Raw genomic sequence first — 26,753 nt, forward strand, 5'->3', positions numbered from 1 at the left:
AGTCGCATCATGAAAGATTTATCAACTCATCCTTGTTTCAACAAAGACGCACATCATAAATATGCTCGGGTGCATTTGCCCGTAGCCCCATCGTGTAACGTAAAATGCAATTATTGCAATCGGAAATTCGACTGCGTGAACGAAAGTCGCCCAGGAGTTACCAGCAGCATTTTATCACCAGATCAAGCATTAAGCTATCTTATTAAATTGGTGAAAATTATGCCGGAACTTAAAGTTGTGGGAATTGCAGGACCAGGCGATCCATTTGCCAATCCTATCCAAACCATGAAAACCCTTCATTTGGTTCGGGATAACTTTCCAGATATGCTGCTTTGTTTATCAACAAATGGTTTAAATGTAGCACCTTATATCGATGAATTAAAAGAACTGGACGTATCGCATGTTACAATCACATTGAACAGTTTACGTCCCGAAACTTTAGCGAAAGTGTACAGTTGGTTACGACACGACAAAAGAGGATATTTTGGAGCACAAGCTGGAGAATATCTACTTAAAAAACAATTAGAAGCAATCGTCAAACTAAAAAAAGCAGGAATTACCGTAAAGGTAAATACCATTATAATGCCAGGAATTAACGATCATGAAATTGCTGAAATTGCTGAAAAAATTGCCTCCCTAGGAGTGGATTTGATGAACACAATTCCTTTGTTTCCAGTAAAAGATACGCTAATGGAAAACATGGAGGAACCGACTCCGGATTTCATGAAATCGCTGCGTAAAAAAGTAGAAGCATTTCTTCCTCCCATGACGCATTGTGCACGATGCAGAGCCGATGCCGCAGGATTACTCGGAAAAGATTCAGCCGAAGCAGCCAAACTACTTTCTGAAACAGCCCTTCTAACCGTAGAAAAAGGAGAAGAAAGACCCTGTGTTGCTGTTGCTTCAATGGAAGGAATATTAGTAAATCAGCATTTGGGTGAGGCAGCACGAATCCACGTTTTTCGCGAAACACCCAAAGGATACAAACTAGTAAATGTTAGGGCAACACCCGACACAAATCAAGGCGATTCCCGCTGGGAAAAACTAGCGGAAACATTGGCTGACTGCCGCGCAATTTTAGTTGGTGGAATCGGCAAAAAACCTGCAGGAATCCTAGGCCGAAGCGGTATCAAAATCGTAGAAATGAGCGGTTTAATCGACCAAGGACTGGATTCTGTTTACAAAGGCACCGAACTTCGTTCACTTTGCAAAACAGACATGACTAAATGTGGAACTGGATGTACAGGTGCTGCTAACGGATGTGGTTGATAACAGAGCAAAATAAATTAAAAACACTTAAAATATTTATCATCATGAAAAAACCTGAATTTCACATTTTAGTCTGCAATTCATTCAGAATAGCAGGTGAAGCACAAGGATATTGTAATAAAAACGGATCTGTAGAAATGGTCCAATACCTTACTGAAGAGTGTGCCGACAGAGGACTTGATGCAACAGTATCCACCACTGGTTGCCTTAATGTTTGCTCACAAGGTCCGGTAATGGTGATTCATCCAAACAACTTATGGTATGGTGGTATAACAACCGATCGAATTGATGAAATTCTCGATGCTTTGGAAGAAGGCGAAGCCGTAACCGAATATTTAATTGCCGAGTAAAAATTAAGAATAACGCTTTAATTAAAAAAAACACCATGCACATCATCGATACCACTCTTCGCGATGGAGAACAGGCACCGGGAGTCGTGTTCTCTCTGGTAGAAAAGCTGAAAATAGCAGCTTTACTGGATGAGGCTGGTGTAAAAGAATTGGAAATTGGAACACCTGCCATTTCCTTGGCAGATGAAAAAGACATCAGGATCATTGCTGATCAAGGATTTCGTTTCAATGCCACCTGTTGGGCGCGCGCTTGTATTAGTGATTTGCAAGCCGCTGCCCGAACAGGTGTTTCTCGAATCAACATCTCCTTCCCGGTTTCGGCAATTCACTTGGCTTCGATTGGGAAAGATCGGACTTGGATGCTCAGCAGTTTATCAACAATAGTTAAACAAGCACAAAATATGTTTGCATTCGTTTCGGTAGGCGCACAAGATGCTTCGCGTTGTCAAACTGATCTTCTTGATGAATTTGTTTTTGCAGCTCGAAACCTAAACGTGAACCGCATTCGATTGGCCGACACGGTAGGCATCATGAATCCCATGTCAGTGCAAAATATGTTTGAAAGATATCAACATTGTTTAGACGGAACAGAATTGGAATTTCATGCTCACAATGATTTGGGTATGGCTACAGCAAATACTATTGCCGCTTTAAATGCAGGAGCCAATGCAGCCTCGGTAACCGTAAATGGTCTGGGAGAACGAGCAGGTAATGCCGCCTTGGAAGAAGTAGTGGCAGCCATGGCTTTTTCACTTTCAGATGCCAGTAGTATCAACCTAAAGAAATGCATACAGCTTTGCGAATTCGTTGAAAAGGCATCAGGTCGAAAAAACTCGGATTCAAAACCCATTTCCGGGACGAAGGTTTACAGCCATGAATCCGGAATTCATTGCAACAGTCTTATTAAAGATCCAATGAGTTATCATGCTTTTGATCCGCAGATAATCGGCAAAAAAAGCCAATTTATTATAGGCAAACACACTGGGTTGGCTGTTCTAAAAGATGCATTAAAAGAAATGGGAATTCAATTAAACGATAAGCAAAGCCAATTATTTATAGACGCTGTAAAAAAGCTCTCAGCCAAAAAAAAATCAGAACTAAATAGTAATGAATTACAACAATTATACAATAACTTATTTTGCTACACGAATTAATTTCAACACAAAAATACCGAATCAGAAGACAGACATACAAAAGTCAATTCAGTGGTAATATGTGGTAAATTAGGTTGCTGCCAGGCTTCCGGTAAAATGGAAGTCTGGTGGTTTTTTTCTGATTATAAAATCTTCATCTATTCTATTGATGTCTTAAAACGCTCATCAGATTTCAATGTTTTATGATTCTCATCCCAATTTCTATCTAACCAACCAGATTTTACCTTTTCGCGATTATCAAACCTTCCAAAAAATGGTTTAATATCCAGCAACGGTGTTCCATCTAAAACATCAGCATCCTCTATATGAAGAACTTTTCCTTCTATACCTATCAATTTCACCGTTGAAAGACCAATTGCATTTGGTCTGCGCGGCGAACGGGTCGCAAAAACACCATGCTCTTCGGTATCCATAAATGGAGTTACTTTTAATTTGTAATCAGTTACTTTATGCAGGTGATAAATAAGTGTTACATGCGAAAACTCCTCCAAATCCATTAATCCATCAACAAATTCAGGCTTTAAAACAATACTAGCCTTTACTCCTTTCGCTCCCATTGGCTGTATTGGCATATTTTCAAGAGTTTTATATGAGGTCTTTATAAGACCTATGGTTTCAAATTTAATTTTGGTCATTCTTGCAATTTTAAAGTAAATATTAAAATTAACAATTCTCACCAAAATAAAAGAGGTTGACCTCGATAAACGAAGCAACCTCTCTATTGTTTTTAACTCTTACTAGGAGTTATAGTTTTCAAGTTAAATAAATTGTGAATTTCAAAATTTATTTAAGAATTCTGATCTATTCAAAATCGTCACTATTTGCTTCCATTTCAACAACGGGTTTTAAATGTTCAGGAATCTCTTCATTAACATCATCACTAAAGTATGGGAATACATCCATTAATGCACTTTCTGAAATTGCTGGAATTTCATAAGGCACAATCATTGTACTTAAACTCTCTTCCAAAAACTCATATGCCTGCTTTACATTATTAGCTTGAGTAAGCATATACTGAGTCGCTTTTTTCTCTTTTCCTGAAGCTTCATCAACATCTACAAAGGAAACCTTAGCCTTAAACCAACGATCTCCATTCTCATTTGGATACAATTCCGTTACGTTTGATTTACTAATGTTTGTTACATTAAATTCACCACCAATCATTTGTTCCAATTCTTTGTGAATTCTTGCTTCTGCTTCTGTAAAAGATACAGCATCAACCAAGTATGTTTCAGACACCTTTCTTTCTTTTCCAGATACCTCATCAATTTTCACATATTTTACTTTGCACTCAAACCAATTATTTGTCATCATATTCTTTTATTTTTTTTAAAGGTTAACAAAGATAAACTAACCAAGGAGTAATCATGATTAGATTTAAAATAAAAAAAGGAAAAATTCTTTCTCATTTCTCCTCCAGTTATGGGAAACATAGACACGTGCCGAAGACATGCGTAAACAGCGCCCTCCTCTAAAACTGCATTTTATATTTTAAATTGTTCTATACAAAAAAAAGGATGTCTGTTAGGACATCCTTTTTGTAGCGAGAGGCGGGCTCGAACCGCCGACCTCGTGATTATGAATCACGCGCTCTAACCAGCTGAGCTACCTCGCCATTTTTGCTGGATTGCGGTGCAAATATAGATGCATTTTAGTTCTAAAAAAAATCTTTTTATTGAAAAACCACATTCAGTTCGAGTCTAATATCGCAAACTATCTCTATTACAGAAATATTGCATTCAAAAATTCTTTATTTTTTTTTCGAAAAAGCAATTCTTACTTCAAAATTTCACAATAATCAGAACAAATAAAGTTCATTTTAGTAGCAAAAGACAGGTATATATGTTCCATATTTGAATAAGAAACCATCAATCTTGCCAATAAATATCAGAATAAACCAAAACCGATAAGTATTTCAAATCCTCAAATACTTCCGTATCAAATCCAATTTTCGCCATTTGCAAAAATCTGTAGTAAAAACAAAGGGAATAACTTTTCAGTCATTCCCTTTTTGTAGCGAGAGGCGGGTTTGAACCGCCGACCTCGTGATTATGAATCACGCGCTCTAACCAACTGAGCTACCTCGCCGTTTTTTCTAACGAAGTGCAAATATAAAATCCTTTTTCATTTAAAAAAAATCCCCGCCTATTTTTTTCTTTAAATTTTCCCTATATTACTACAATTAAACTATTGAAAGAACAAATAATATTGAACAATATGAAAACATGCTAAGTTTCGAGCTCGTTTTTTTTTAATTCCATATTCTTAAGTATCTTGCGCAAAATTTCAGTAGCAACTTACAATTCATGTTTTTAGTTAAAAAAGAACCTCTATTTTGGGTTAAATGCAAAAACTATCAACCTGTATCAATGGTTTTTACATATTTTATCTATTTTTTTTTATTAAATCAAAGCCCGTCCAATGCAACAATTTGAACTCGAATATGTGCTCCATGCCTCACAGAAAGTAATTTACGATAGACTAAGCAGTGCAAGTGGATTAGCAGAATGGTTTGCTGATGATGTTAATCAAAAAGGCAAAATATTTTCTTTCATTTGGGAAGGCTCAGAACAACAAGCAGAATTGCTGTTAAAAAAAGATAATCGCCAAGTTCGTTTTCATTGGTTAGACAGTGAAGACGATGAAAGTTTCTTCGAATTCAAAATTGAAATTGATGCTCTTACGAACGATTTATCTTTAATAATTACTGATTATGCCGAAGAAGATGAAGTAGATGAAGGTATTGAATTATGGGATTCACAGATTTCAAGCCTAAAACAAGTTTTAGGAATATAGTTTTTTAACACTCTACATTTACCAAACCTAATTAAAATACCTTATTTTTGTATTTCTCAAGGCCAGTCTCATCGTGTTATTGGTCTTGTTTTGTATGGAACAAATCGTGAAGTTTCAACAAATATGATTTACTAATCTGGTTGAAAAATACTTTAAATTCCATTTATCAACCAAAATGGCAAGGAATGAAAAGATTACATTCATTTATTTTAAAAAGCTTTTTAGGGCCGCTAGCGTTTACTTTTTTTATTTGCATGTTTGTTTTGCTTATGCAATTCTTATGGAGATACATAGATGAATTGGTAGGAAAAGGCTTGGAATGGACAATTATTGCCGAGTTCCTTTTTTATGTTTCTGCAACTTTAGTTCCAATGGCTTTGCCTCTAGCCATATTATTAGCTTCTATAATGACCTTCGGGAATATGGGGGAGAATTATGAACTTACAGCCATGAAAGCTGCGGGAATATCCTTGCAAAGAATCATGAAACCTCTTATCATTCTGATAATCCTCATTAGTTTAGGTGCATTTTATTTTTCAAACTATATAATGCCCGTTGCTTCACTTAAAACAACCACATTACTTATCGATATAAAAAAGCAAAACCCTGAATTAATACTAAAAGAAGGTATATTCACAAACGACTTACCTAAGTTTAGTGTTAAGGTTGGTGAAATAGATAAGAACACGGGAATGATGTATAATCTTTTGATCTATGATCATCGTGAAAATCTTGGAAATACAGATGTAACTATTGCTGATTCGGGAACAATGGTAACTTCGAAAGACAAGTTAACCTTGAATCTTACACTATATAGCGGAAACATCTATCAAGAGGTGAAACAAAAGCCACGTAATAGAAATAAAAATCATCCATCGAGAAGAATAAAATTTCAGGTATTCAAACAAAACATTTCATTACCCGGAACGGATTTAAAGCGATCCGATGAAAACAGATACAAAAACAGCTATAGAATGCTGAATTTGAAGCAATTAGACCAACAGGAAGATACACTCAAATTTAAACTAGACGAGGACAAACATATTTTCGCTAAATCATTGTCCTCAAAGTACTTTCAAAAAGAACCAAGAAATTTATTACAGGATTCGGTTAAATCGGTTTTGGTTAAACAAAAAATTCTTGATGCCGATTCATTATTTAGTAACCTTTCTTTATTAAAAAGACAAACAACAATTAGTTATGCTCTGGATAAAGGAAGAAAAACCAGAGAGACGATTTCCAGAAAAAACAACGAACTGTCTGCACAAGTTAAATGGCAAAGAAAATTCACCAACGAATGGCATCGTAAATTCACACTACCTTTTGCTTGCTTTATCTTTTTCTTTATAGGAGCACCTCTGGGAGCCATTATCCGTAAAGGAGGATTGGGCATGCCGGTAATTGTTTCAATTTTGTTCTTTATTATTTATTACATTATTTCAATGACTGCAGAACGATTTTCAAAAGAATTAGTAATTGAACCAGTTTGGGGCATGTGGATGTCTTCACTTGTCGTTCTGCCTTTAGGAATAATTCTTACGTATAAAGCAACAACCGATTCCTCTGTTTTCAATATCGAAAACTATATTGACTTCTTTAAGAAAATTAATCCATTGAATCTTTTTAAGAAAAAGGATGCATAAACTAAAGCTCATTTTTGGATTTTTTCTCATCCTTATATCTGGTTCGTGCAGTAATTCAGCACCTCCGCAAAATAAAGATGTTGAAGAATTTATCAACAAATGGCATATTGCTGCTGCAGAATCAAAACTTGAAGAGTATTTTGATGTGATGAGTGAAAATGCCATTTACATTGGCACCGATGCAAGTGAACGTTGGACTAAAAAGGAATTTTATGCATTTTGCGAGCCTCACTTTCTAAAAGGAAAAACCTGGAATTTCAAACCTTTCGACAGACAAATACATTTCTCGGATGATAACAAAACCATCTGGTTTGATGAATTACTCAATACATGGATGGGAGTTTGCCGCGGATCTGGTGTTATTACTATTGAAAATGGAGAACTTAAAATTTCTCACTATCATCTTTCTGTCACTATCAAGAATGAAAAGGTGACCGAATTTTTACTAATCAATCAAGAATAGCATGTTTGACGACTTACAACCAGATATAGATTATACAATGAGTCCGGATGGATATCGAATACTTACAAAAAAGTATTTGACCGAAAGAGGATATTGCTGTGGAAACGGATGCAAAAACTGTCCCTATTTCCCAAAACACAACAAAGGAAACAGAACATTAAAAGAGTAAGGAAATATGAATAATTTTCGAATTGTATACATGGGTACGCCCGATTTTGCTGTCGCTCCTCTTGAAGCCTTACTAAATGCAGGTTGTGATGTTGTTGGTGTTATTACCAATCCTGACAAACCAGCCGGCAGAGGACAACAAATTCAGGAAGCTGCAGTGAAAAAATTTGCCGTAGCAAAAGGCCTGAAAATTCTTCAGCCTGAAAAATTCAGAAATGAAGAATTTCTGGAAGAACTTAGATCATTAAAAGCCGACCTACAGGTGGTTGTGGCATTTAAAATGCTTCCCGAAATAGTTTGGAACATGCCCAAATATGGAACTTTAAATCTTCACGCCTCACTTCTTCCTCAATACAGAGGTGCAGCTCCAATCAATTGGGCGATTATAAATGGGGATCGAGAAACTGGTGTATCTACTTTCCTGCTTCAGCACGAAATTGATACCGGGAACATTCTATTCCAGGAAAAAGTTTCCATTGGTGAGAATGACAACGTAGAAGTTATTCATGATAAACTGATGACCATTGGTTCTGAATTGGTTGTTAAAACGGTTCAGGCAATCGAGGCAGGTGAATATCCTCAAATCCCTCAAGATAATCTATCTGGTAAAGAACTTGAATTAAAATCAGCCCCAAAAATTTTCAAAGAAGATTGCAAAATAGATTGGACTAAGGACCTAAACTCAATCCATAATCTTATTCGTGGATTAAGCCCTTACCCTGCTTCCTGGACCGAACTAGTTCCCAATGAAGCAGGAAAAGCCATTGGTCTTAAAATTTTCACAAGCGAAAAAGAAAAAACAAATCACGATGAAGCAATTGGCAGTATTATTACCGATGGCAAAACTTATTTGAAGATAGCTGTAAAAGGAGGTTTCATTTTAATCAAAATGCTCCAGCAAGCAGGCAAAAAACGAATGAAGGTTGAAGATTTCCTCAGGGGATTTCAACAAATAAAGAATTATCATTTATAAAACACAAGGAAGCTATTAACAGCTTCCTTTTTTTACGCTCACCAAATAAAAAAGGATACTCACCAATTATTCTTTTATTTTCGAAAACCTTTTCGTAAATTCTATATAGATCTAATTTGGTTTCAACAAGTTAAATTACCAATTAGATTATATACACACAGCTACCAGAATTATAACCTCATCCTCTCACCTCTTCCCTATAGAGACTATATTCTTTTGCGCCTCATCATGTGCCAATTCTACATTTTGATATGCTATAATATCTTACCTACCTAAATTTATAATTTATGGTAACGCGCATTTTTGACTTATTAAACAATTACAGAAAAAATTTTCCGGACAAAAGAGATGCCTTTGCAAAAAAAGGAAAAGATGAATGGATACCATTTTCAACGGAACAATACCTTACTTATTCTGATTATATAAGTTATGCTTTGCTGGAAAATGGGATTAAAAAGAATGATTGTATTATTACAATAACCAATAATAGACCTGAATGGAATTTTGTTGATATGGGCTTAGCGCAAATTGGCGCTGTGCATGTTCCCTTGTATCCAACAATAAATGCTAAAAGTTACGATTTCATTATCCTCCACTGCAAGCCAGTTGCTATTTTTGTGTCCGATCTTGTATTATACGAAAAAATTGCACCTCTGCTAAAAAATCATCCATCGGTAAAGTTTGTGTATTCCTTTGAGAAAATAAAATCAGTTGCCCACTGGAGTCGCTTACTTGAAATTGGCAAAGAAGCTGAAAGCAAACTGAAAACAACGCTGTTGGCGATAAAAGACAGTATTCAACCAGATGATCTAGCAACTATTATTTATACTTCGGGAACAACAGGGAATCCTAAAGGTGTTATGCTTTCGCACAACAATTTTATGAGCAATGTTTTGGCGTCTGCTACCAGCTTAAATTTAGATTCATCTCACAAAACATTGAGTTTCCTCCCAATTAATCATGTTTACGAACGAATGGTAAATTACCAATATCAATATAAAGGAATTAGTATTTACTACGCCGAAAGTATGGATACCATTGGAGATAATTTACGGGAACTAAAACCTCATGGTTTTGCAACAGTTCCCCGCTTGCTCGAGAAAGTATATGATAAAATAATGGCAAAAGGGAAAAGTTTACCCTTTTTGAAAAAAGCAATTTTCCTTTGGGCTGTTAAGCTTGGTCAAAGATATGAATTGAACAGTGCTAATGGCGGATGGTATGAATTCAAATTAAAAATTGCCCGCAAACTAGTTTTCAGAAAATGGCAGGAGGCATTAGGTGGCAACATCAAGTTCATGTGCTCGGGTGGTGCCCCATTGCAAGTTCGTCTGGAGCGACTATTTTGGGCTGCAGGCATTCCTGTTCAAGAGGGATATGGATTAACTGAGACATCACCAATTATTTCGGCAAATCAAAATTCTTATCCCAACGTAAGATTTGGTACTGTGGGACCAGTCTTAAAAGGTGTAGAGGTTAAAATTGCAGAAGATGGTGAAATTCTGGCCCGAGGACCAAACGTGATGCTTGGCTACTACAAAAATCTGGAATTAACAAAGGAAGTACTTGACGAAGATGGTTGGTTTCACACTGGAGATATTGGCTGCTGGGAAGATGAACGCTTTTTAAAAATTACCGATCGTAAAAAAGAAATGTTTAAAACATCCGGAGGAATATATATTTCGCCGCAGGAAATTGAAAACAAGCTTAAGGAATCACCATTTATTGATCAAAGTATTGTTTGTGGGGAATCAAAACGTTTCCCTTCAGTACTGATATCTCCAAATTTTGAATTTTTAAAAGAATACTGCAAGCGAAAGAAAATTCCATTTACCGATACGGCACAGGTCATAAGAGAAGAAAAAATACGGGATCGTATCTGGAAAGAAATTGAGAAAACGAATCTCAATTTAGATCGACCTAAAAAAATTAAAAGCTTTCGCTTGGTTGCCGATGTATGGACTCCTGAAAGTGGTGAACTCTCTCCTACCCTAAAATTAAAAAGAAAAGTTTTAAAAAATAAATATCAACTGCTTGTTGATGAAATTTATTCCTAACACACACTTAAAAAATAAGATATATGCATCGTAAAATAAGGAAAGTTGCCGTTTTGGGAGCCGGTGTTATGGGTGCCCAAATCGCCTGTCATTTTGCAAATATTGGAATGGAAGTTCTTTTACTGGATATCCCTCCAAAAGAATTAAACGCTGATGAAGAAAAAGCAGGCTTCTCTCTTGCACATGCTAAAGTGAGAAATAGAATTGTAAATCAACTGCTTGCAAGGACAGTGAAAATGCACCCAGACCCTTTGTATCTGAAAAGTTTTGCGGAGCGAATTTTAACAGGAAATTTTGAAGATGATCTTTCTCGAATTCAAGATTGTGATTGGGTCATAGAGGTCATTATTGAAAATTTAGGGATCAAACAAAAATTATATACCCGTATCGAGGAGTTTAGAAAACCAGGTTCCTTAATTACAAGCAATACATCAGGAATACCGATTGGAATGTTATTGGAAGGCAGATCGGATGATTTTAAACAATCGTTCTGCGGTACGCATTTTTTCAACCCTCCAAGATATTTAAAACTTCTAGAGATCATTCCTTCTAAACACACTTCTCAGGAAGTAATCAATTTCCTCACTGAATTTGGAGAAAGACATTTGGGCAAATCTATAGTGAATTGTAAGGATACACCTGCCTTTATCGCGAATAGAATTGGAGTGTATTCCATGATGTCAGTATTTCATCTTCAGAAAGAATTTGATTTTTCGGTGGAAGAAATAGATAAGTTAACGGGCCAAATTATTGGGAGACCAAAATCTGCGACATTCCGAACCTGCGATGTGGTTGGATTGGACACTTTAGTGCTTGTGGCTCAAAACCTAAAAAAAGCACTTTCGCACGATGAATCCAAAGATGTTTTTGAGATTCCTGATTTCATTCAGAAATTAATGGAAAACCAATGGCTGGGGTCAAAAACCGGACAAGGCTTTTATAAAAAGATTAAAAATGAAGAAGGAATCAGTGAGATCCTTAGCCTGAACTTATCCAGTTTTGAATATCAGGCCAAACAGAGAATTAAATTTGCTGAATTTGAAGCAGCCAAAGCCATTCCTCATCTGAACGACCGATTTAAATTGCTGTTAAAAGGAGAAGGGAAAGTCAGTCAATTCTATCGCAAATTATTTTTGGGATTGTTTGCCTATGTATCGAACCGAATTCCTGAAATTTCAAATGAAATTTACAAAATTGATGAAGCTATATGCACCGGGTTTGCCTGGGAAATGGGCCCCTTCGAAATATGGGATGCCATAGGATTGAAAAAAACCATTCCAATGATGGAAGAGTTGGGATTTAAACCGGCAGAATGGATTTATAAAATGGCCGAGAAAGACTTAAAGTTCTATCAATTAAAAGATGGCAATAAGCAATTCTATGATGTCAAAAGTCAAAATTATCTCACAATTCCAGGAACTGAAGAATTAATATTGCTCAACAATATTCGTCCAACACATAGTATATGGAGTAACGAAGGATGCAGTATTGTTGACTTGGGTGATGGAGTAATAAATCTGGAATTCCACACCAAAATGAATACCATTGGAAGTGAAATTATTCAGGGAATCAACAAAGCTGTTGAGTTAGCCGAAACAGAATACAAAGCCCTCATCATTTCCAACGAAGGAGAAAACTTCTCGGCTGGGGCAAATATCGGCTTGGTATTTATGCTTGCCATTGAACAAGAATTCGAGGAACTGGACATGGTTGTTCGAACCTTCCAAAATACCATGCTGAAACTAAAATATGCATCGGTTCCGGTTATTGCCGCTCCGCATGGAATGACTTTGGGTGGTGGATGCGAAGTTTGCATGCACTCGGATAAGGTGATTGCTCATGCCGAAACTTATATGGGATTGGTTGAATTGGGTGTTGGCGTAATTCCGGCTGGTGGTGGTACCAAAGAATTTGCCTATCGCCTGTCGAAAGAAATGGCTGCAGATGACATTAGAACCAACCGTTTCCGGGATAAGTTCTTGACTATCGGACAAGCAAAAGTATCAACATCAGGATATGAAGCCTTTGAATTGGGATACCTGCGAAAAGACGTAGATGAAGTAATTGTAAGCAGAAAGCATCAATTGTCATATGCAAAAAAAGCGGCTCTTTTGATGTGCGAAAAAGGCTACACTCCTCCTCAGCCAACCAAAGATATTCGCGTGCTAGGTGCCGAAGGACTTGCTTTGGTTTATTCCGGAGCAGATGGAATGGAAGTTGGCAATTACATTTCGGAGTACGATAAATATCTATCCATAGAACTTGGAAAAGTATTGAGCGGCGGAGAACTGAGCGAACCGGCAGAAGTTACCGAGAACTACCTTTTGAATCTGGAACGTATTGCTTTTGTGAAACTATGTCAGCAAAAGAAAACCTTAGAGCGAATGCAAAGTCTGCTGCAAAAAGGTAAAATTCTTCGAAACTAAATACCCGGTACTAACAACTAAAAGCAAAAAGATGAACGCATATATAGTAGCCGCCTATCGAAGCCCTGTAGGCAAAGCAAAAAAAGGAAACCTAAGATTCATTCGTCCCGATGATCTGGCAGCCCAGGTGGTTCAACACATCATGAAAGAGTTTCCAAATTTAGATCCTGCAATGGTAGATGATGTGATTGTAGGAAATGCAACACCTGAAGCGGAACAAGGCTTAAACGTTGGTCGAATGATTGCGCTAATGGGATTAGACAATGTTCAGGTTCCGGGTATGACCGTAAACCGGTATTGCTCATCGGGATTGGAGAGCATCGCCATTGCTGCCTCAAAAATTGAGGCTGGTATGGCCGATTGTATCTTTGCCGGAGGTGTTGAAATGATGTCACTAATGCCGATGGGAGGATGGCGCTTGGTGCCTAATCTGGGAATTGCAAAATCTCATCCCGATTGGTACTGGAACATGGGAATTACTGCCGAAGCCCTGCAAGTGAAGTACAATATATCTCGCAAAGAACAAGATGCCTTCGCTTTCCATTCTCACCGAAAAGCCCTGGCAGCATTGGCTCAAAATCGCTTTGCGAATGAAATAGTTCCCATTAAAGTGATAGAGACTTTTGTTAATGGAGACGACAAAGCTCAAAGCAGAGAGCACATAATTACTTTGGATGAAGGCCCTAGATTGGGAACGACAGAAGAGGCTTTGAGCAAATTAAGACCTGTTTTTGCACAGGGCGGAAGTGTTACCGCCGGTAACTCATCACAAACCTCTGATGGTGCTGCATTTGTTTTGGTGGTATCTGAAAAGATGTTGAAACAACTGAATGTAGAGCCGATAGCCCGCTTCGTTTCTTACTCGGTAGCTGGTGTAGAACCCAAACACATGGGAATTGGGCCGGTAGAGGCCATTCCAAAGGTTTTGAAACGCTCTGGTTTAGCAATGAATCAAATAGAACAGATTGAGTTGAACGAAGCTTTTGCAGTACAAGCACTTGCCGTGATAAAAGAGTTGGGTCTAAATCCTGAAATCACCAATGTAAATGGTGGTGCCGTTGCTCTGGGACATCCCCTTGGCTGTACCGGAACAAAATTAACAGTTCAACTGCTTCACGAGATGAGAAAACGAAAGCAAAAATACGGCATGGTTACCATGTGTGTTGGTTCCGGACAAGGAGCTGCAGGAATTTTCGAGATGATGTAAAGTCCCAAGGAACAAGTCTCAATCAACAAGTAGCACCACAATATATTTTACTATTTACTGATAACTGTTTACTGATAATTGAAATAATATGGAAAAGATAAAAACAGTAAAAGGCGGACAATTTTTGGTGAAAGAAACCAGTCCTCAAGATATTTTCATCCCTGAAGAAATTTCAGAGGAGCAAAAAATGATCATGGAAACTTGCCATGATTTTCAGGAAAAGGAAATTCTTCCTCTGTTGGACGAAATCGACAGTCAGAAAGAAGGATTAATGACCTCTTTAATGGATAAAGCGGGCGAGTTGGGTTTACTGGGAATTGCCGTTCCGGAAGAATATGGTGGTTTCGGCCAGGATTTGAATACATCGATGCTGAGTACCGAAATAATGGGAACTTACAGCTCTTTTGCTGTTGCTTACGCAGCTCATGTGGGAATTGGCACCCTTCCAATTTTGTATTACGGAACGCAGGAACAAAAGGGAAAATATTTACCAATGCTGGCAAGCGGAGAATACAAAGGAGCCTATTGCTTAACTGAACCCGGAGCCGGCTCAGATGCCAACTCAGGTAAGAGCAAAGCAATTCTCTCGGCTGACGGATCTCACTATGTTTTAAACGGTCAAAAAATGTGGATCACCAATGCTGGCTTTGCAGATATCTACACCGTTTTTGCCAAGATCGATGATGATAAAAACCTAAGTGCATTTATTGTTGAAAAAACGTTTAATGGCATAAAACTCGGACTGGAAGAAAAAAAGATGGGCATTAAAGGCTCATCGACCTGTATGATGTTTTTCGAAGATTGTAAGATTCCGGCAGAAAATCTGCTTGGCGAACGGGGCGAAGGATTTAAAATCGCGTTAAATATTTTAAACAATGGCCGAATAAAATTGGCCGCCGCTGTTTTAGGAGCTGGCAAAAAGGTAATTACCCATTCAATTACTTATGCCAATGAGCGAATACAATTCGGAAAAACCATTGGTAATTTTGGTGCCATACAATACAAAATTGCAGAACAGGCAATTCGAACCTATGCGGTTGAATCGGCCATTTACCGTTGCAGCAACGACATACAAAATGCAATGCTTCACTTAATCGAAGAAGGAATGCCGAAAGAAAAAGCTGTTATTCAGGCTCAAAAAGAATTTGCAGCCGAAGCAGCCATTCTAAAAGTGGCCGCATCCGAAGTTTTAGACTATGTAACCGATGAAGGCGTTCAGATTTATGGAGGAATGGGCTATTCTTCCGAAGCACCTATGGAACGGGCTTACCGCGATTCCCGTATCAATCGGATTTTTGAAGGAACCAATGAGATTAATCGAATGCTGATTGTAGACTTCTTGTTGCGCAAAGCTTTCAAAAATGAATTGCCTCTGCTCTCGGCTGCCCAAGATGTTGTTAAAGAATTAATGGCAATTCCTGAATTTGGAGAGGAAGATACATCACTCTTGGCCCGGGAAAGCAAATTAATAGTCGGCTTTAAGAAAAGTGCCCTGTTAATAGCAGGTGCCGCAGCTCAAAAGTCCATGCAAAAGCTAAGCGATGAGCAGGAAATTTTAATGAATATTTCTGATATCATTATTGATTGCTATCAGGCAGAATCACTTTTATTGCGGGTAAAAAAGCTGATTAGCTTGAAAGGAGAAGAAGCATGCACAGAACAAATAGCCATGTGTGAAGTTTTCTTTTATGATGCGGCAGATAGGATTCATAAAAATGCGAAAGATGCTACAAATGCAATTGCGCAGGGCGACGAATTAAGAATGATGCTTTTAGGTTTGAAACGATTCACCAAACACTCTGGCCTCAACAGTAAAGCTAAGCGCCGGTTAATAGCGGAAAAATTGATTGACGAGAACAAGTATTGTTTCTAACCAGTAATGAGATTTGATACAAATGAAGCCCTCTTTTTTGGTGAAGAAGCATTCATCTGCCGAAGTAGAAGACCTTTTTTTATTAAAAAAACAGTCATCCGTCGAAGTAGATGGTCCCTTTTTACTGAAAAAATAGTCATCCATCGAAGTAGATGGTCCCTTTTGGGTGATAAAAATACCATAGTTCGAAAGCGAAAGCTTGCATTAATTAAAAATTTAGACATTAGCATGTCAACAAAGAAACCTCCTGTTGCAAATTATTAGCAACCGGAGGTTTTACATTGACTATGATCTCTTAAAGAAGTTTACTCTTTTACTTTTCTGCTCATAATTCGGTAATACAGCAGAAAACCAATTGAAATAGAAACAAAAAAGATTCCGTAAGGCATTGCGCTATCATACTGCTTAAACATTGGATTTGAAGCCGCCAACAATTCCATAACAATGAATCCAAGTCCACCAAAAAATGCTACCAGACCCCATTTTAAAGCTGGATACTGATCGTATTTTACCTGTTTCTTTACTTCAATTTCTGCATCCTGCTCCAAAATACCTGCCTTTTCGAAATGGCCTGCTTTAATCAGTTTTCTTTTTAAAAAATGTGCAGATAAGATTTTCACAAAGGTGATGATACTAAAGAACACCACGGCAACCATTAATAATTCATCTAATTTCATATTTTAAGTTTTAAGTTTCTGAATCTATTTTGCCTATTAGACCAAAGTGCTTTGCAGAATGTTGCAAAAAGTCTTATTTTTTTTGCTGACCCAGATTTGTAATCTGGGTTTTTAGAGTTGAGAATTTTTAATTCGGAGAATTGTCTATTGCAGATCATTTTGTTGACTCTGTCAGTTACTGCGAACTCTGACAGGTCATTCTTTTATAAATATTACGGTGCTCTGCACCTCAACCAAATATTCAATATCGTTAAGCACCAGAGGTGCGTAATATTCAATTTTATCAATGGGATTACAAATCAAAATACTCTAGACCTATAAATTCACTGGAGCTATTGGAATTGTTTTATATTTATAACTAATTGCTTTCGCGTATGCCCTTGCGTTAGGGGTAGAAGCGCTTACCCCGCAGTGAGGTACGAGCGAGGAGTATGAGCGGATGACCCGACCCGAAGGGAAACGCCCAAAATAAAATGAAAATTAATTCCGATATCGTGCAACAAATAAATGAGAGTACTTGTCTACTCTTTCAAAGATGAACGAAACCGAGCTGATACAACAGATATGTAATGGCAATCCTCAAGCTTTCCGATATTTGGTGAAGCAATATGAGCGATTGGTGTTTCATGTAGCCGGAAGATTGTTGAATCAACAGGAAGATTTGGAGGATGTGGCGCAGGAGGTTTTCATAAAGGTGCATCAGAAACTGCCCGGATTTAGAGGTGATTCGAAACTTTCGACCTGGATTGCAACCATCGCTTACCGGGTATCGGTGAATCATTTAAGAAAGCGAAAGCCCGATGTAGATATTGGCGAATCGCAATATGAACTGCTTCAACACAGCAGAGTTTCGGATGAAAACCCAGAGCAGTTGACGCAGAAAAAAGAGTTGAAAGAGATGGTTAAACAAATGGTTGACAAACTGCCGGCTAAGTACAAAACGGTTTTGAGTTTGTATCATTTGGAGGAATATGGATACAATGAGATTGTTGAAATTACAGGATTGCCCGAGGGAACTGTGAAAAACTATATTTTTAGAGCCAGGAAAATGCTGAAAGAAATGTTGGAGAAAAGCGAATTGACCCAAGATGTTTAAATCGCAAATAGGAGAGGAAGAAATAGTATGAATATGAATTTCGAAAATACAGAAGAAAAATGGAATTTAGATGAATTGAAGCTGATTGATGAGCTGCTTAAGGAGAGTCTTGAGCAAGATTTATTGGTTTCAATACCTACTGATTTTGCGGATTTAGTGACTGAGAAAGTGGAAAAACGCAAATCGGTTCGTGAGGCATTGTTGCGTATGCTAATGATGACTTTGGGCTATATTGGAATTCCCGGAATCGCTTTTGGCCTGCTTTACTATTTAAAATCGGCGAAAGTAGATTTGATTCTGGATTTGGTTTTCACCTACAAATATCCGATTCTGTTTGGTGTGCTGTGCATTCTTTCGATTCAGGTAGCCGACACATTTCTGCTAAGTCGCACTAAAGATCAATTGGATCAATAGATTAGAAGAACCTCATCCCCAGCCCCTTCTCCTAAAGGTGAAGTGCAGATAAATAAATTAGCAATATTACGGTGCTCTGCACCTTTAATTCCCGATGTGCTCAATTGCTACAAAGATGACGGTGCTCTGCACCTCAACAAAATATTCAATTTCGTTAAGCACCAGAGGTGCTAATATTTGTAGAAAATAATGTAACCACAAAAGATAAGGTGCAGAGCACCGTTATATTCAATTTTATAAAACGGTTTTATTATTCACTCTTGGGTTTCCTACTTTAGTTTGGATTCCAAATATCTCATTTTAACCCATCCTTATTATTGATACCTCGACTTGGAGTCGGAACACCATAAGCAAATACAGACAAATAATTTTTAATTTACTAAAGAACCTCATTTCCCTGCCGCTTTTTCTAACGGAGAAGGATGGAATGAGATAATAAATGAAATGGGGCAATCCGCTATTGGATTGCCCCATTTTGTACTTGAAAAAAGACTCTTACGGAGCTGAAAAAACCGCCGTCAGGTCGTTCTGTTATTCTACCTCGTAAACCGGAAGACGATCTGGTGTCCAGGGAGCACCCACTTTTTCCAATTCTGCTTCAATCATCTTCATTTCTTTTGCAACAGCATGAAGTCGTTGTAATGCAAGTGGAAATTCCTCTTTTAAAATTTTGAATTGTTCTTTTTGCGTTTGAGTAACACCCGATGTGCTGGCCCAATGTGCTCCAATAATATTATCAATTCTGTTTGATATTGGAATTTGTGCAGGTGGAATTTCTTCGCCACTGGCACGAGCTTCTACTCCATTAAACAGGAAATCAATTGCATCTACTTCCTGCTGCAGGTCTTTAACTTTTGCACTTAAATTTGCACCGGCACCCGGTGTTTGCAACAGAGCCATTTTAATTGCATTAATTTTGCTTTTATACGAATTGCTAAGTTGCATGCTTCCCTGAATGGCTCTCGACATATTTGCCACTTTTTGCTGGAAAGCCACCAATTCAGCACGATTTTCGGCTGGTAAACTTGTGTTGTTTAAGGTTACGGCTTTAAAAGAGACGGCATCGGTCAACAATTTGTATTCTCCATTCCTCACCATTCCCATTTCAACCTGATAAGCTCCCGGCATTGCCAACATGCCCGATTTTGCTTCTTTGGTTGGCTTGAATTCGTTGTCTTTTATAGGATTCAAAGACTGGAAGCGAAGATCCCAATGGGTACGATTAATTCCCTTCTGAGCTTTATCAGCCACTCTTCTTACCTCATTCCCATCCATATCTTTCACAACAAAAACAAGGTATGGAGCCACTTCCTTAGCCTCATCTTCCATCTCTTTCCAACTTGGCTGTGGAATGTAAGAACCTGCCTTGGTAAGCTCTTTCTCTTTCTCCTGACGGATTTGTTTGGCTGTTTTTGGTACTTCCTTAAGATAGTAGGTGAAAACAGCACCAAACTCAGGATTCGGAGCAGTAAAATAGGTTGATCCCATGCTTCCTTTTCCTCCTTTTTGAATGTACATTAAGGCATCCTTTACAGGGAAAAGCTGCGCTTCTTGTTCAATCATTTGAGATGTTACACTTCGCAAAGGTGAATAATCATCCAGAATGAAGAAACCGCGACCAAAACTAGCAGCTACCAAATCGCCTTCGCGTTTCTGGATAGTAAGATCGCGAACAGCAATGGTTGGAATCCCAGATTTTAACTGAATCCAATTCTCACCTTCATCTTTGGTGAAAAACACACCAAACTCTGTTCCTACAAATAACAATTCAGGATCGATAAAATCTTGTTCGATGGTATGTACCGTTCCATTTTCAGGAAGATTTCCGGCTATGTTCGTCCATGTTTTTCCTTTATCAGAACTCTTTAAAATGTATGGTTTAAAATCATCGCGTTTGCGGTTATCAAACGAAGCATAAATCACATTTTCGTTGTGTTTCGAAGGCAATAAGTCGCTCACATATGTGTATTGAGGTATTCCCGGGAATGAAGAATACTTCACCCACTGCTCTCCGCCATTCTCACTAACCTGAATTAATCCATCATCAGTTCCCACATACAGAAAGTTCTCTTTTAGTGGAGATTCTGCCAATGAAATTATCGTTCCGAACTGAGAGGTTGATACATGCTTTTTCACTGCATCGGCCGACCAATATTGTCCCATTACCTTAAATGAATCACGATCTTTACCCGTTGTTAAATCACCACTGATCACTTTCCAGGTGTTTCCACGATCGTCGCTTTGCAACAGTTTATTAGCTGCGGCATACAATCGGGTATTTAAATGATGACTGAGAATAACCGGAGCGTTCCAATTCCATTTGTAAGCAGGTTCGCCTTTTGGCTCGCGGGCTTTAATCTCAATTTTCTCACCACTTTTTTTATCGTAACGATACAAATTACCATACTGATATTCGCAATAAACAATGTTTGGATCGGTTGGATCGATCTGTGCCCAAAATCCGTCTCCACCCAAAATTGGTTCCCAATCGGCATTGGTTACTCCTTTTTTACTGATATTTTGAGATGGCCCGCCAAGCGTGTTATTATCCTGAGTTCCACCATAAACATTGTAAAATGGCAAGGCATTGTCAACCTGAACCCGGTAAAACTGTGTTACAGAAAGGTTGCATTTGAAAAGATAGGTATCACCCGCATCGAAACTTTCGTAGATTCCTCCGTCACCACCAATCATGAAGTGATTGGTATCACTCGGGTCAATCCAAAGTGCATGATCGTCAACATGGCGATCTTTTAATCCCATTCGAGTCCAGGTCTTTCCACCATCTTCGGTGAATTGAGAGCGGGTTTCAACCGAATATACTTTATTTATATCAAGAGGATCGCAATAAATCTCATTATAGTATTGTCCGCTGCTTGCATAATCACTCATTTTCGTCCACGATTCACCTCTGTCGGTTGAGCGGAAAAATCCACTTTTGTCTTCAGCAGCCTCAATAATAGCATACACGTAATTGTGATTCACCGGCGAAACGGCAATTCCCATTCCTCCCATATCAACTTCAGGCAATCCTGATTTTAGTTTTCTCCAATTCTCTCCTCCATCAGTGGACTTATAAATTGCAGATTCGGGTCCTCCATTAATTTTTGCATACACATGACGGCGACGTTGTTCTGATGTGGCATACATGATATTTGGCTCAACGGGATCGATGATCACATTATTAACACCCGTATTTTCGCTTATTTCCAACACCTTATTCCAGCTTTCGCCTCCATCAGTAGTTTTGTATAAACCACGATCGCCTCCTGGTCCCCAAACGGAACCTTCTGCGGCAACAAATACGATATTTGAATTTCGCGGATCAACAACAATTCCACCAATGTGACGAGACTCTTTCAAACCCATATTCTTCCAGCTTTTACCGCCATCCATGGTTTTATATACTCCATCGCCATAAGCCAAAGCTCTTTGATGATTGTTCTCTCCAGTTCCTGCCCAAACCACATTACTGTTATTCGGATCCATAGTAACGACTCCAATGGAATACGAACCATATTTATCAAAAACTGGTTGCCAGGTGGTTCCATTGTTGATGGTTTTAAAAATATTACCACTGGCAATTCCCACGTAGTATTCGCTGTGATTGTTTGGATTTACGGCAAAATCAGCAATACGACCCGAGGTTGTGGCAGGTCCTATATTTCTGAATTTTAAACCGTTTACCAGTTTCGAGTTAAGTAATGAATCGACAACCGGTTCGGTTGTTTTCTTTTTTGCCTGCAGAAATCCGGGCTGAATTAACATCCCTGCGAGCAATAGGAAAAAGCCTGATCGTTTCAAGCCATGTGTTAAGATATTCATGAGTTATAGTTTAAGGTGTAACAAGAACTGACAAAGCAAGTAAACCATTCACTATCAGACTTGTTTAAGTGTGTTTTATATCGTCTGTTGAATTTACGGGATTCCAATTAAAATTCCTAGATCAGAACTCTATTATTACTTATATCCTATTCATCCAGATATCAATTCTGCAGTTTTTAAATTTTCAATTCGATAAAAAGAATGCTCATTATTTCGTTGACTTTGTAAGTGATTGCAAAATCTAAAAGGTATAATTACTGATATATTACGGTGCTCTGCACCTTTGATTTCCAATGTCCACAATTGCTACAAAGACTACGGTGCTCTGCACCTTAACAAAGCATTCAGTTTCCTTAAGCACCAGAGGTGTGCAATATATTTGTAGAAAGTAATGTAACCACATAAGATAAGGTGCAGAGCACCGTAATATTCAATTTTATCAATGTTACAAATCAAAATACTCTAGACCTATAAATTCACTGGAGCTATCGGAATTGTTTTATATTTAAAACTAATTGCTTTCATCTATGACTTTGCGTTAGGGGTAGAAGCGGTTACCCCGCAGTGAGGTACGAGCGAGGAGTAAAAGCGGATGACCCGACCCGAAGGGGAACGCCCAAAATAAAAATAAATTCCAATATGGTACAACAATAAAAAAATCCGATTCTTTCGAACCGGATTTAATTATTTATCTCTTTTTATGTCTTAGCCATATTCGTTCTCCAAGCACGGGCTTATAATTCTTATCTACATCATTAATTTTTCGGATCCTCTTCAATCGAACTCCATATTCTTGTGCAATACCATACAAGCTTTCGCCTTCTTTCACCCTATGAAAATTGTAACCTCTGGCTGCTTTCCTGCGCTTTTTATGCAAATACAATCGCTGATCGAGTTGCAAAATGTAATTCTTAGGAAGATCATTATACCTCAACAGTTTCCTCCGGTTTACGTCTAGGCTTTTCTCAATACTATAGAATGTATCGCCTTTTTTAGTAACTATATAATGTACTCCGTTCGCTATTTCCAATCGTGCTCCAAATGGATCAATTTCATAACCAGAATCAATATCTGCCAGATCGGTTCCCGTAGGTCTTTCAATAATGAAATCATCACCTTTCCCTTTTATATCAAGCTTGTGTAAATGTTCCTCATCAATTATTTTTATTAACCGATGAGCATACTGAGGATCGGTAGCATATCCTGCTTTTTTCAATCCATGAGCCCAATGCTTGTAATCATCTGAATTGTATTTAAACAAAAACGCGTAACGCGATCGTGAGGTTAAAAATTGAGAATGATCCTTATAAGAATCATACGGATGATCATACTTTCGAAAGCACTCTCTTCTATGATCATCATCCATTTTCATGCTCGGACCCGTCCAATCGTGACACTTAATTCCGAAATGATTATTCCCTTTTGTAGCCAGTAATGAATTTCCGTTCCCGGATTCAAGTAACCCTTGAGCCAAGGTAATACTGGCAGGAATCCCTGTTCGCTGCATTTCACGAACAGCTAGTTCCTTATATTTTTCGATGTACTCTTTTCTGGTTAAGCCTTTTGCAAACACAGATGAACCCAAAATAAAACTAAGTACTATATATATTAAAACTCTCTTCATTCGGTTTAGATTTTTTGAATCGTGTAAAAATGGGAAATCATTCTATTTATGTATATATTAGTCGTGATTTCCAAAACAACCATAAAAATATAACAATCCTGTTATCCTCCGTTACTTTAAACAATTAATTTAATTAACAATTTGTTTCTGATGTATTGAAACGCCTATTCTTGCTTGTTTATTACAATTATTAAAAAAATGTTTAAATTTCAGAAAGTATTAATTTAATTGCCATTTGAGATGGATACAAGCTTTCATTTCTTACACCGGGAATAACAATAATCCGTAAACAATCTGAGCAAACAGAATAACAATGAAGAAAACCCAAATAATTACAACTGTATTCGAATACAATTCAATAGATGAATTATCTCTGGAAGAACAAGAATTGGTGAGAAATGCCAAAGAAGCAGCTCTTCGTTCCTATTCACCTTATTCAAAATTTAGCGTTGGCGCAGCCATTCTGCTCGAGAACAAGGATATTATTCAAGGGAATAATCAGGAGAATTCGGCTTATCCGTCAGGATTGTGTGCCGAGCGTGTTGCCATGTTTTACGCCAATTCAAAATATCCTGATGTACCTGTAAAGACGATTGCAATTACTGCTCGAACTAATGGTCAATTTTCAGAAAACCCAATTCCACCATGTGGCTCATGCCGACAGGTATTATTGGAAACAGAAGAAAGATTTAATCAGCCAATTAAGTTGATATTGTTTGGTGAGAAAAAAATCAAAATCGTTAAAACGATAAAAGAAATGCTTCCCTTGTATTTTGAAAAAGAAATGCTGGATGAATAATATTAAAAATGGCTAAATCGTAAGCGCTTGCTGATGATTTAGCCATTTTATATTCTTTTTAAGAGGTCTTTACCTATAACTGATTCGCCAATTCTCTCCAAAGATTATCATTCTGAGGAACTGGAGCAACAATTCGAATAAGTTCTTGCTTTACAGGATGAATAAAAGATATTTCACGAGCATGTAAACCAATTCCTCCGCCATTTTTTGAGCGAGGTGCTCCGTACTTTAAATCGCCACGAATTGGAACTCCAATTTTGGCCAGCTGAGCACGAATCTGATGATGACGTCCAGTGTGCAGTTTAACTTCGAGCAAAAAATAATTCTGAGTCCGAGTCATTAACTTATATTCCAAACTTGCTTCTTTAGCTCCATGTTTTAATTTGTCGTACACATTGGATTTGTTCTTCTCCTCGTTTTTCAACAAAAAATGAGTTAATGTTTCCTCTTCCAATCTTGGACAGTTTTGAACAATCGCCCAGTATATTTTACTGATTTCCTTGTCTTTTTGCTGAAACATCAGGCTTAAGCGAGTTAAAGCCTTGCTCGTTTTAGCAAATATAATAACACCACTAACAGGTCTGTCGATACGATGCGGTACACCTAAAAAAACATCTCCAGGTTTGTTGTACTTCTCCTTTATATAGGCTTTGACCTTTTCACTTAAAGGTTCATCCCCCGTTTTGTCACCCTGTACAATATCACCACACCTCTTATTGATCGCAATTATATGATTGTCTTCGAATAATATATCCAATTGTTCTTTCGCCATTGGTAGTCCTTATTTATTTAATTTTCAAATGAAAGCGCGCAAAGATAAGAAAAAAAGGTTGATACTTATCATCCGGATAATACTTGATGCCTTTAACTTTAGCCCTCCTTTTATACGTCTTAATACTGCTCCTTTTCGTTCGGAAAATCTTTTGATTTCACATCACTGATATAATTTTCCACAGCTCCTTTTATTTCATCGAACAAATTGTGATATCTTCTTAAGAAACGAGGTGAAAACTCCTGAGTAATTCCCAACATATCATGAATTACCAAAACCTGACCATCAACACCGCCACCGGCACCAATTCCAATAATCGGAATGGTAACACTCTGGGCAACTTTCGTAGCCAATATCGCTGGTATTTTCTCCAACACAATTGCAAAACAGCCTGCTTCCTCAAGCATTTTAGCGTCTTCAATTAATTTCTCAGCTTCTTCATCCTCCTTGGCACGAACTGCGTAAGTTCCAAATTTATGAATAGACTGTGGAGTTAATCCCAAATGCCCCATTACAGGAATTCCTGCAGAAAGAATTCGATTTACCGATTCCAAAACTTCACGTCCACCTTCTAATTTCACAGCATCAGCACTGGCCTCTTTCATAATTCGAATGGACGAATTTAATGCTTCTTTTGAGTTCCCCTGATAAGTTCCGAAAGGCAAATCGACAACCACAAGAGCTCTCTGAACTGCTTTTACTACGGATGCTCCATGATAAATCATTTGATCCAAAGTAATTGGCAAAGTTGTTTCGTGACCAGCCATTACGTTCGAGGCCGAATCTCCAACCAGAATTACATCTATTCCTGCTCTATCAACAATAGTTGCCATAGAATAGTCGTAAGAAGTGAGCATAGAAATTTTCTCTCCCTTCAATTTCATTTCCGCAAGTACATGTGTGGTTACTCTCTTTGCGGATTCTTTATGGATTGACATTTTTTAAAATTTTGATATTAGTTTGGCAAATTTCGAATTACAAAGTTATAAAATAAGGTAAAAGCAACAAGATAAAAGAAGAAAGGTAAATGTTTTAAAACTAAGAGAGAAACTTAAAATCCTTTTCGCGACAGAACTGAATTTGTAATTTATAATTCTTAATCCCAAACTAGCCTATTCTGTCTTTTTGGCAGAAAACATGTCATGCGAATGGGTAAATATTTGTCTT

Annotated in this window: 22 protein-coding genes and 2 tRNA genes; 15 read left to right on the forward strand and 9 right to left on the reverse strand. The window is 37.7% G+C overall.

Annotation, left to right across the window (positions count from 1 at the left end):
* Positions 1–9 precede the first annotated feature (9 nt).
* The 3 genes from ALGA_RS04415 to ALGA_RS04425 are packed head-to-tail and all read left to right on the forward strand — an operon-like array spanning position 10 to position 2,773.
* Positions 10–1,269 carry a radical SAM protein gene (locus ALGA_RS04415; RefSeq protein WP_096428184.1) on the forward strand — a complete coding sequence of 420 codons (1,260 nt, stop codon included), beginning with the start codon at positions 10–12 and terminating at the stop codon, positions 1,267–1,269.
* Between the two features lie 44 nt (positions 1,270–1,313).
* Positions 1,314–1,619, forward strand: a complete 306-nt coding sequence (locus tag ALGA_RS04420) for a (2Fe-2S) ferredoxin domain-containing protein (RefSeq protein WP_096433404.1) — start codon at positions 1,314–1,316, stop codon at positions 1,617–1,619.
* Between the two features lie 35 nt (positions 1,620–1,654).
* A complete protein-coding gene (locus tag ALGA_RS04425) occupies positions 1,655–2,773 on the forward strand; it encodes a homocitrate synthase/isopropylmalate synthase family protein (protein ID WP_096428185.1) in 1,119 nt (372 codons plus the stop codon).
* Between the two features lie 137 nt (positions 2,774–2,910).
* Here ALGA_RS04425 and tsaA read toward each other — a convergent pair whose 3' ends face one another.
* From tsaA to ALGA_RS04445, 4 genes are all read right to left on the reverse strand, one after another.
* The gene (tsaA, locus tag ALGA_RS04430; protein WP_096428186.1) at positions 2,911–3,408 is read right to left on the reverse strand and encodes a tRNA (N6-threonylcarbamoyladenosine(37)-N6)-methyltransferase TrmO; all 498 of its coding nucleotides are present in this window, start codon (positions 3,406–3,408) and stop codon (positions 2,911–2,913) included.
* Between the two features lie 166 nt (positions 3,409–3,574).
* Positions 3,575–4,087, reverse strand: a complete 513-nt coding sequence (locus tag ALGA_RS04435; protein ID WP_231706057.1) for a DUF4494 domain-containing protein — start codon at positions 4,085–4,087, stop codon at positions 3,575–3,577.
* A gap of 227 nt (positions 4,088–4,314) precedes the next feature.
* Positions 4,315–4,388 (reverse strand) — tRNA-Met (locus ALGA_RS04440).
* A 399-nt stretch (positions 4,389–4,787) separates the two neighbouring features.
* Positions 4,788–4,861: transfer RNA gene (locus tag ALGA_RS04445), tRNA-Met, on the reverse strand.
* A 333-nt stretch (positions 4,862–5,194) separates the two neighbouring features.
* Between ALGA_RS04445 and ALGA_RS04450 the strand changes: the two genes are divergently transcribed.
* The 9 genes from ALGA_RS04450 to ALGA_RS04485 all read left to right on the forward strand — a co-directional run bounded on the left by ALGA_RS04450 (position 5,195) and on the right by ALGA_RS04485 (position 16,379).
* Positions 5,195–5,569, forward strand: coding sequence for an START-like domain-containing protein (locus ALGA_RS04450; RefSeq protein WP_096428188.1), 375 nt, complete (start codon positions 5,195–5,197; stop codon positions 5,567–5,569).
* A gap of 185 nt (positions 5,570–5,754) precedes the next feature.
* Complete coding sequence (locus tag ALGA_RS04455) at positions 5,755–7,212, forward strand: LptF/LptG family permease (protein ID WP_096428189.1); 1,458 nt, start codon at positions 5,755–5,757, stop codon at positions 7,210–7,212.
* Complete coding sequence (locus ALGA_RS04460; protein WP_096428190.1) at positions 7,205–7,675, forward strand: nuclear transport factor 2 family protein; 471 nt, start codon at positions 7,205–7,207, stop codon at positions 7,673–7,675. The genes ALGA_RS04455 and ALGA_RS04460 overlap by 8 nt, the downstream gene beginning before the upstream one ends.
* 1 nt (position 7,676) lies before the next feature.
* Positions 7,677–7,844 (forward strand): DUF5522 domain-containing protein, encoded by a 168-nt coding sequence (locus tag ALGA_RS23050; protein WP_162845382.1) that lies wholly within the window; start codon positions 7,677–7,679, stop codon positions 7,842–7,844.
* A gap of 6 nt (positions 7,845–7,850) precedes the next feature.
* Positions 7,851–8,816, forward strand: a complete 966-nt coding sequence (fmt, locus tag ALGA_RS04465) for a methionyl-tRNA formyltransferase (RefSeq protein ID WP_096428191.1) — start codon at positions 7,851–7,853, stop codon at positions 8,814–8,816.
* A 287-nt stretch (positions 8,817–9,103) separates the two neighbouring features.
* Complete coding sequence (locus ALGA_RS04470; RefSeq protein WP_096428192.1) at positions 9,104–10,873, forward strand: AMP-dependent synthetase/ligase; 1,770 nt, start codon at positions 9,104–9,106, stop codon at positions 10,871–10,873.
* A 23-nt stretch (positions 10,874–10,896) separates the two neighbouring features.
* Positions 10,897–13,299 (forward strand): 3-hydroxyacyl-CoA dehydrogenase/enoyl-CoA hydratase family protein, encoded by a 2,403-nt coding sequence (locus ALGA_RS04475; protein WP_096428193.1) that lies wholly within the window; start codon positions 10,897–10,899, stop codon positions 13,297–13,299.
* A 31-nt stretch (positions 13,300–13,330) separates the two neighbouring features.
* Positions 13,331–14,506, forward strand: a complete 1,176-nt coding sequence (locus ALGA_RS04480; protein ID WP_096428194.1) for an acetyl-CoA C-acyltransferase — start codon at positions 13,331–13,333, stop codon at positions 14,504–14,506.
* A gap of 88 nt (positions 14,507–14,594) precedes the next feature.
* The gene (locus ALGA_RS04485; protein WP_096428195.1) at positions 14,595–16,379 is read left to right on the forward strand and encodes an acyl-CoA dehydrogenase family protein; all 1,785 of its coding nucleotides are present in this window, start codon (positions 14,595–14,597) and stop codon (positions 16,377–16,379) included.
* A 305-nt stretch (positions 16,380–16,684) separates the two neighbouring features.
* On the opposite strand, the gene ALGA_RS04495 is transcribed toward ALGA_RS04485, so the two are convergent.
* The gene (locus ALGA_RS04495; RefSeq protein WP_096428197.1) at positions 16,685–17,056 is read right to left on the reverse strand and encodes a DUF6249 domain-containing protein; all 372 of its coding nucleotides are present in this window, start codon (positions 17,054–17,056) and stop codon (positions 16,685–16,687) included.
* A gap of 535 nt (positions 17,057–17,591) precedes the next feature.
* On the opposite strand from ALGA_RS04495, the gene ALGA_RS04500 reads away from it, so the two are divergent.
* Both ALGA_RS04500 and ALGA_RS04505 read left to right on the forward strand, forming a co-directional pair.
* Positions 17,592–18,152: an RNA polymerase sigma factor gene (locus ALGA_RS04500; protein WP_096428198.1), complete on the forward strand. Its 561-nt coding sequence runs from the start codon at positions 17,592–17,594 to the stop codon at positions 18,150–18,152.
* A 33-nt stretch (positions 18,153–18,185) separates the two neighbouring features.
* A complete protein-coding gene (locus ALGA_RS04505; protein ID WP_145957572.1) occupies positions 18,186–18,566 on the forward strand; it encodes a hypothetical protein in 381 nt (126 codons plus the stop codon).
* A gap of 531 nt (positions 18,567–19,097) precedes the next feature.
* Here the strand turns inward: ALGA_RS04505 and ALGA_RS04510 are convergent.
* Both ALGA_RS04510 and ALGA_RS04515 read right to left on the reverse strand, forming a co-directional pair.
* On the reverse strand, positions 19,098–22,391 hold the full coding sequence (locus ALGA_RS04510; protein WP_096428200.1) for a WD40/YVTN/BNR-like repeat-containing protein: 3,294 nt from the start codon (positions 22,389–22,391) through the stop codon (positions 19,098–19,100).
* A 688-nt stretch (positions 22,392–23,079) separates the two neighbouring features.
* On the reverse strand, positions 23,080–24,015 hold the full coding sequence (locus ALGA_RS04515) for a glucosaminidase domain-containing protein (RefSeq protein ID WP_096428201.1): 936 nt from the start codon (positions 24,013–24,015) through the stop codon (positions 23,080–23,082).
* Positions 24,016–24,328: 313 nt separating this feature from the next.
* Between ALGA_RS04515 and ALGA_RS04520 the strand changes: the two genes are divergently transcribed.
* Positions 24,329–24,814 (forward strand): cytidine deaminase, encoded by a 486-nt coding sequence (locus tag ALGA_RS04520; RefSeq protein ID WP_096428202.1) that lies wholly within the window; start codon positions 24,329–24,331, stop codon positions 24,812–24,814.
* Positions 24,815–24,887: 73 nt separating this feature from the next.
* On the opposite strand, the gene ALGA_RS04525 is transcribed toward ALGA_RS04520, so the two are convergent.
* Complete coding sequence (locus tag ALGA_RS04525) at positions 24,888–25,586, reverse strand: RluA family pseudouridine synthase (protein WP_096428203.1); 699 nt, start codon at positions 25,584–25,586, stop codon at positions 24,888–24,890.
* A gap of 119 nt (positions 25,587–25,705) precedes the next feature.
* Positions 25,706–26,524, reverse strand: a complete 819-nt coding sequence (gene panB, locus ALGA_RS04530; protein WP_096428204.1) for a 3-methyl-2-oxobutanoate hydroxymethyltransferase — start codon at positions 26,522–26,524, stop codon at positions 25,706–25,708.
* Positions 26,525–26,753: the final 229 nt, after the last annotated feature.

The organism is Labilibaculum antarcticum (assembly GCF_002356295.1).
In the GTDB taxonomy this organism is placed as follows: Bacteria; Bacteroidota; Bacteroidia; order Bacteroidales; family Marinifilaceae; genus Labilibaculum; species Labilibaculum antarcticum.

Bases quoted from the DNA above. Each gene is read 5' to 3' on its own strand.
- ALGA_RS04415 (WP_096428184.1), top strand. From the start codon at position 10: ATGAAAGATTTATCAACTCATCCTTGTTTCAACAAAGACGCACATCAT.
- ALGA_RS04420 (WP_096433404.1), top strand. From the start codon at position 1,314: ATGAAAAAACCTGAATTTCACATTTTAGTCTGCAATTCATTCAGAATA.
- ALGA_RS04425 (WP_096428185.1), top strand. From the start codon at position 1,655: ATGCACATCATCGATACCACTCTTCGCGATGGAGAACAGGCACCGGGA.
- tsaA (WP_096428186.1), bottom strand. From the start codon at position 3,408: ATGACCAAAATTAAATTTGAAACCATAGGTCTTATAAAGACCTCATAT.
- ALGA_RS04435 (WP_231706057.1), bottom strand. From the start codon at position 4,087: ATGATGACAAATAATTGGTTTGAGTGCAAAGTAAAATATGTGAAAATT.
- ALGA_RS04450 (WP_096428188.1), top strand. From the start codon at position 5,195: ATGCAACAATTTGAACTCGAATATGTGCTCCATGCCTCACAGAAAGTA.
- ALGA_RS04455 (WP_096428189.1), top strand. From the start codon at position 5,755: ATGAAAAGATTACATTCATTTATTTTAAAAAGCTTTTTAGGGCCGCTA.
- ALGA_RS04460 (WP_096428190.1), top strand. From the start codon at position 7,205: ATGCATAAACTAAAGCTCATTTTTGGATTTTTTCTCATCCTTATATCT.
- ALGA_RS23050 (WP_162845382.1), top strand. From the start codon at position 7,677: ATGTTTGACGACTTACAACCAGATATAGATTATACAATGAGTCCGGAT.
- fmt (WP_096428191.1), top strand. From the start codon at position 7,851: ATGAATAATTTTCGAATTGTATACATGGGTACGCCCGATTTTGCTGTC.
- ALGA_RS04470 (WP_096428192.1), top strand. From the start codon at position 9,104: ATGGTAACGCGCATTTTTGACTTATTAAACAATTACAGAAAAAATTTT.
- ALGA_RS04475 (WP_096428193.1), top strand. From the start codon at position 10,897: ATGCATCGTAAAATAAGGAAAGTTGCCGTTTTGGGAGCCGGTGTTATG.
- ALGA_RS04480 (WP_096428194.1), top strand. From the start codon at position 13,331: ATGAACGCATATATAGTAGCCGCCTATCGAAGCCCTGTAGGCAAAGCA.
- ALGA_RS04485 (WP_096428195.1), top strand. From the start codon at position 14,595: ATGGAAAAGATAAAAACAGTAAAAGGCGGACAATTTTTGGTGAAAGAA.
- ALGA_RS04495 (WP_096428197.1), bottom strand. From the start codon at position 17,056: ATGAAATTAGATGAATTATTAATGGTTGCCGTGGTGTTCTTTAGTATC.
- ALGA_RS04500 (WP_096428198.1), top strand. From the start codon at position 17,592: ATGAACGAAACCGAGCTGATACAACAGATATGTAATGGCAATCCTCAA.
- ALGA_RS04505 (WP_145957572.1), top strand. From the start codon at position 18,186: ATGAATTTCGAAAATACAGAAGAAAAATGGAATTTAGATGAATTGAAG.
- ALGA_RS04510 (WP_096428200.1), bottom strand. From the start codon at position 22,391: ATGAATATCTTAACACATGGCTTGAAACGATCAGGCTTTTTCCTATTG.
- ALGA_RS04515 (WP_096428201.1), bottom strand. From the start codon at position 24,015: ATGAAGAGAGTTTTAATATATATAGTACTTAGTTTTATTTTGGGTTCA.
- ALGA_RS04520 (WP_096428202.1), top strand. From the start codon at position 24,329: ATGAAGAAAACCCAAATAATTACAACTGTATTCGAATACAATTCAATA.
- ALGA_RS04525 (WP_096428203.1), bottom strand. From the start codon at position 25,586: ATGGCGAAAGAACAATTGGATATATTATTCGAAGACAATCATATAATT.
- panB (WP_096428204.1), bottom strand. From the start codon at position 26,524: ATGTCAATCCATAAAGAATCCGCAAAGAGAGTAACCACACATGTACTT.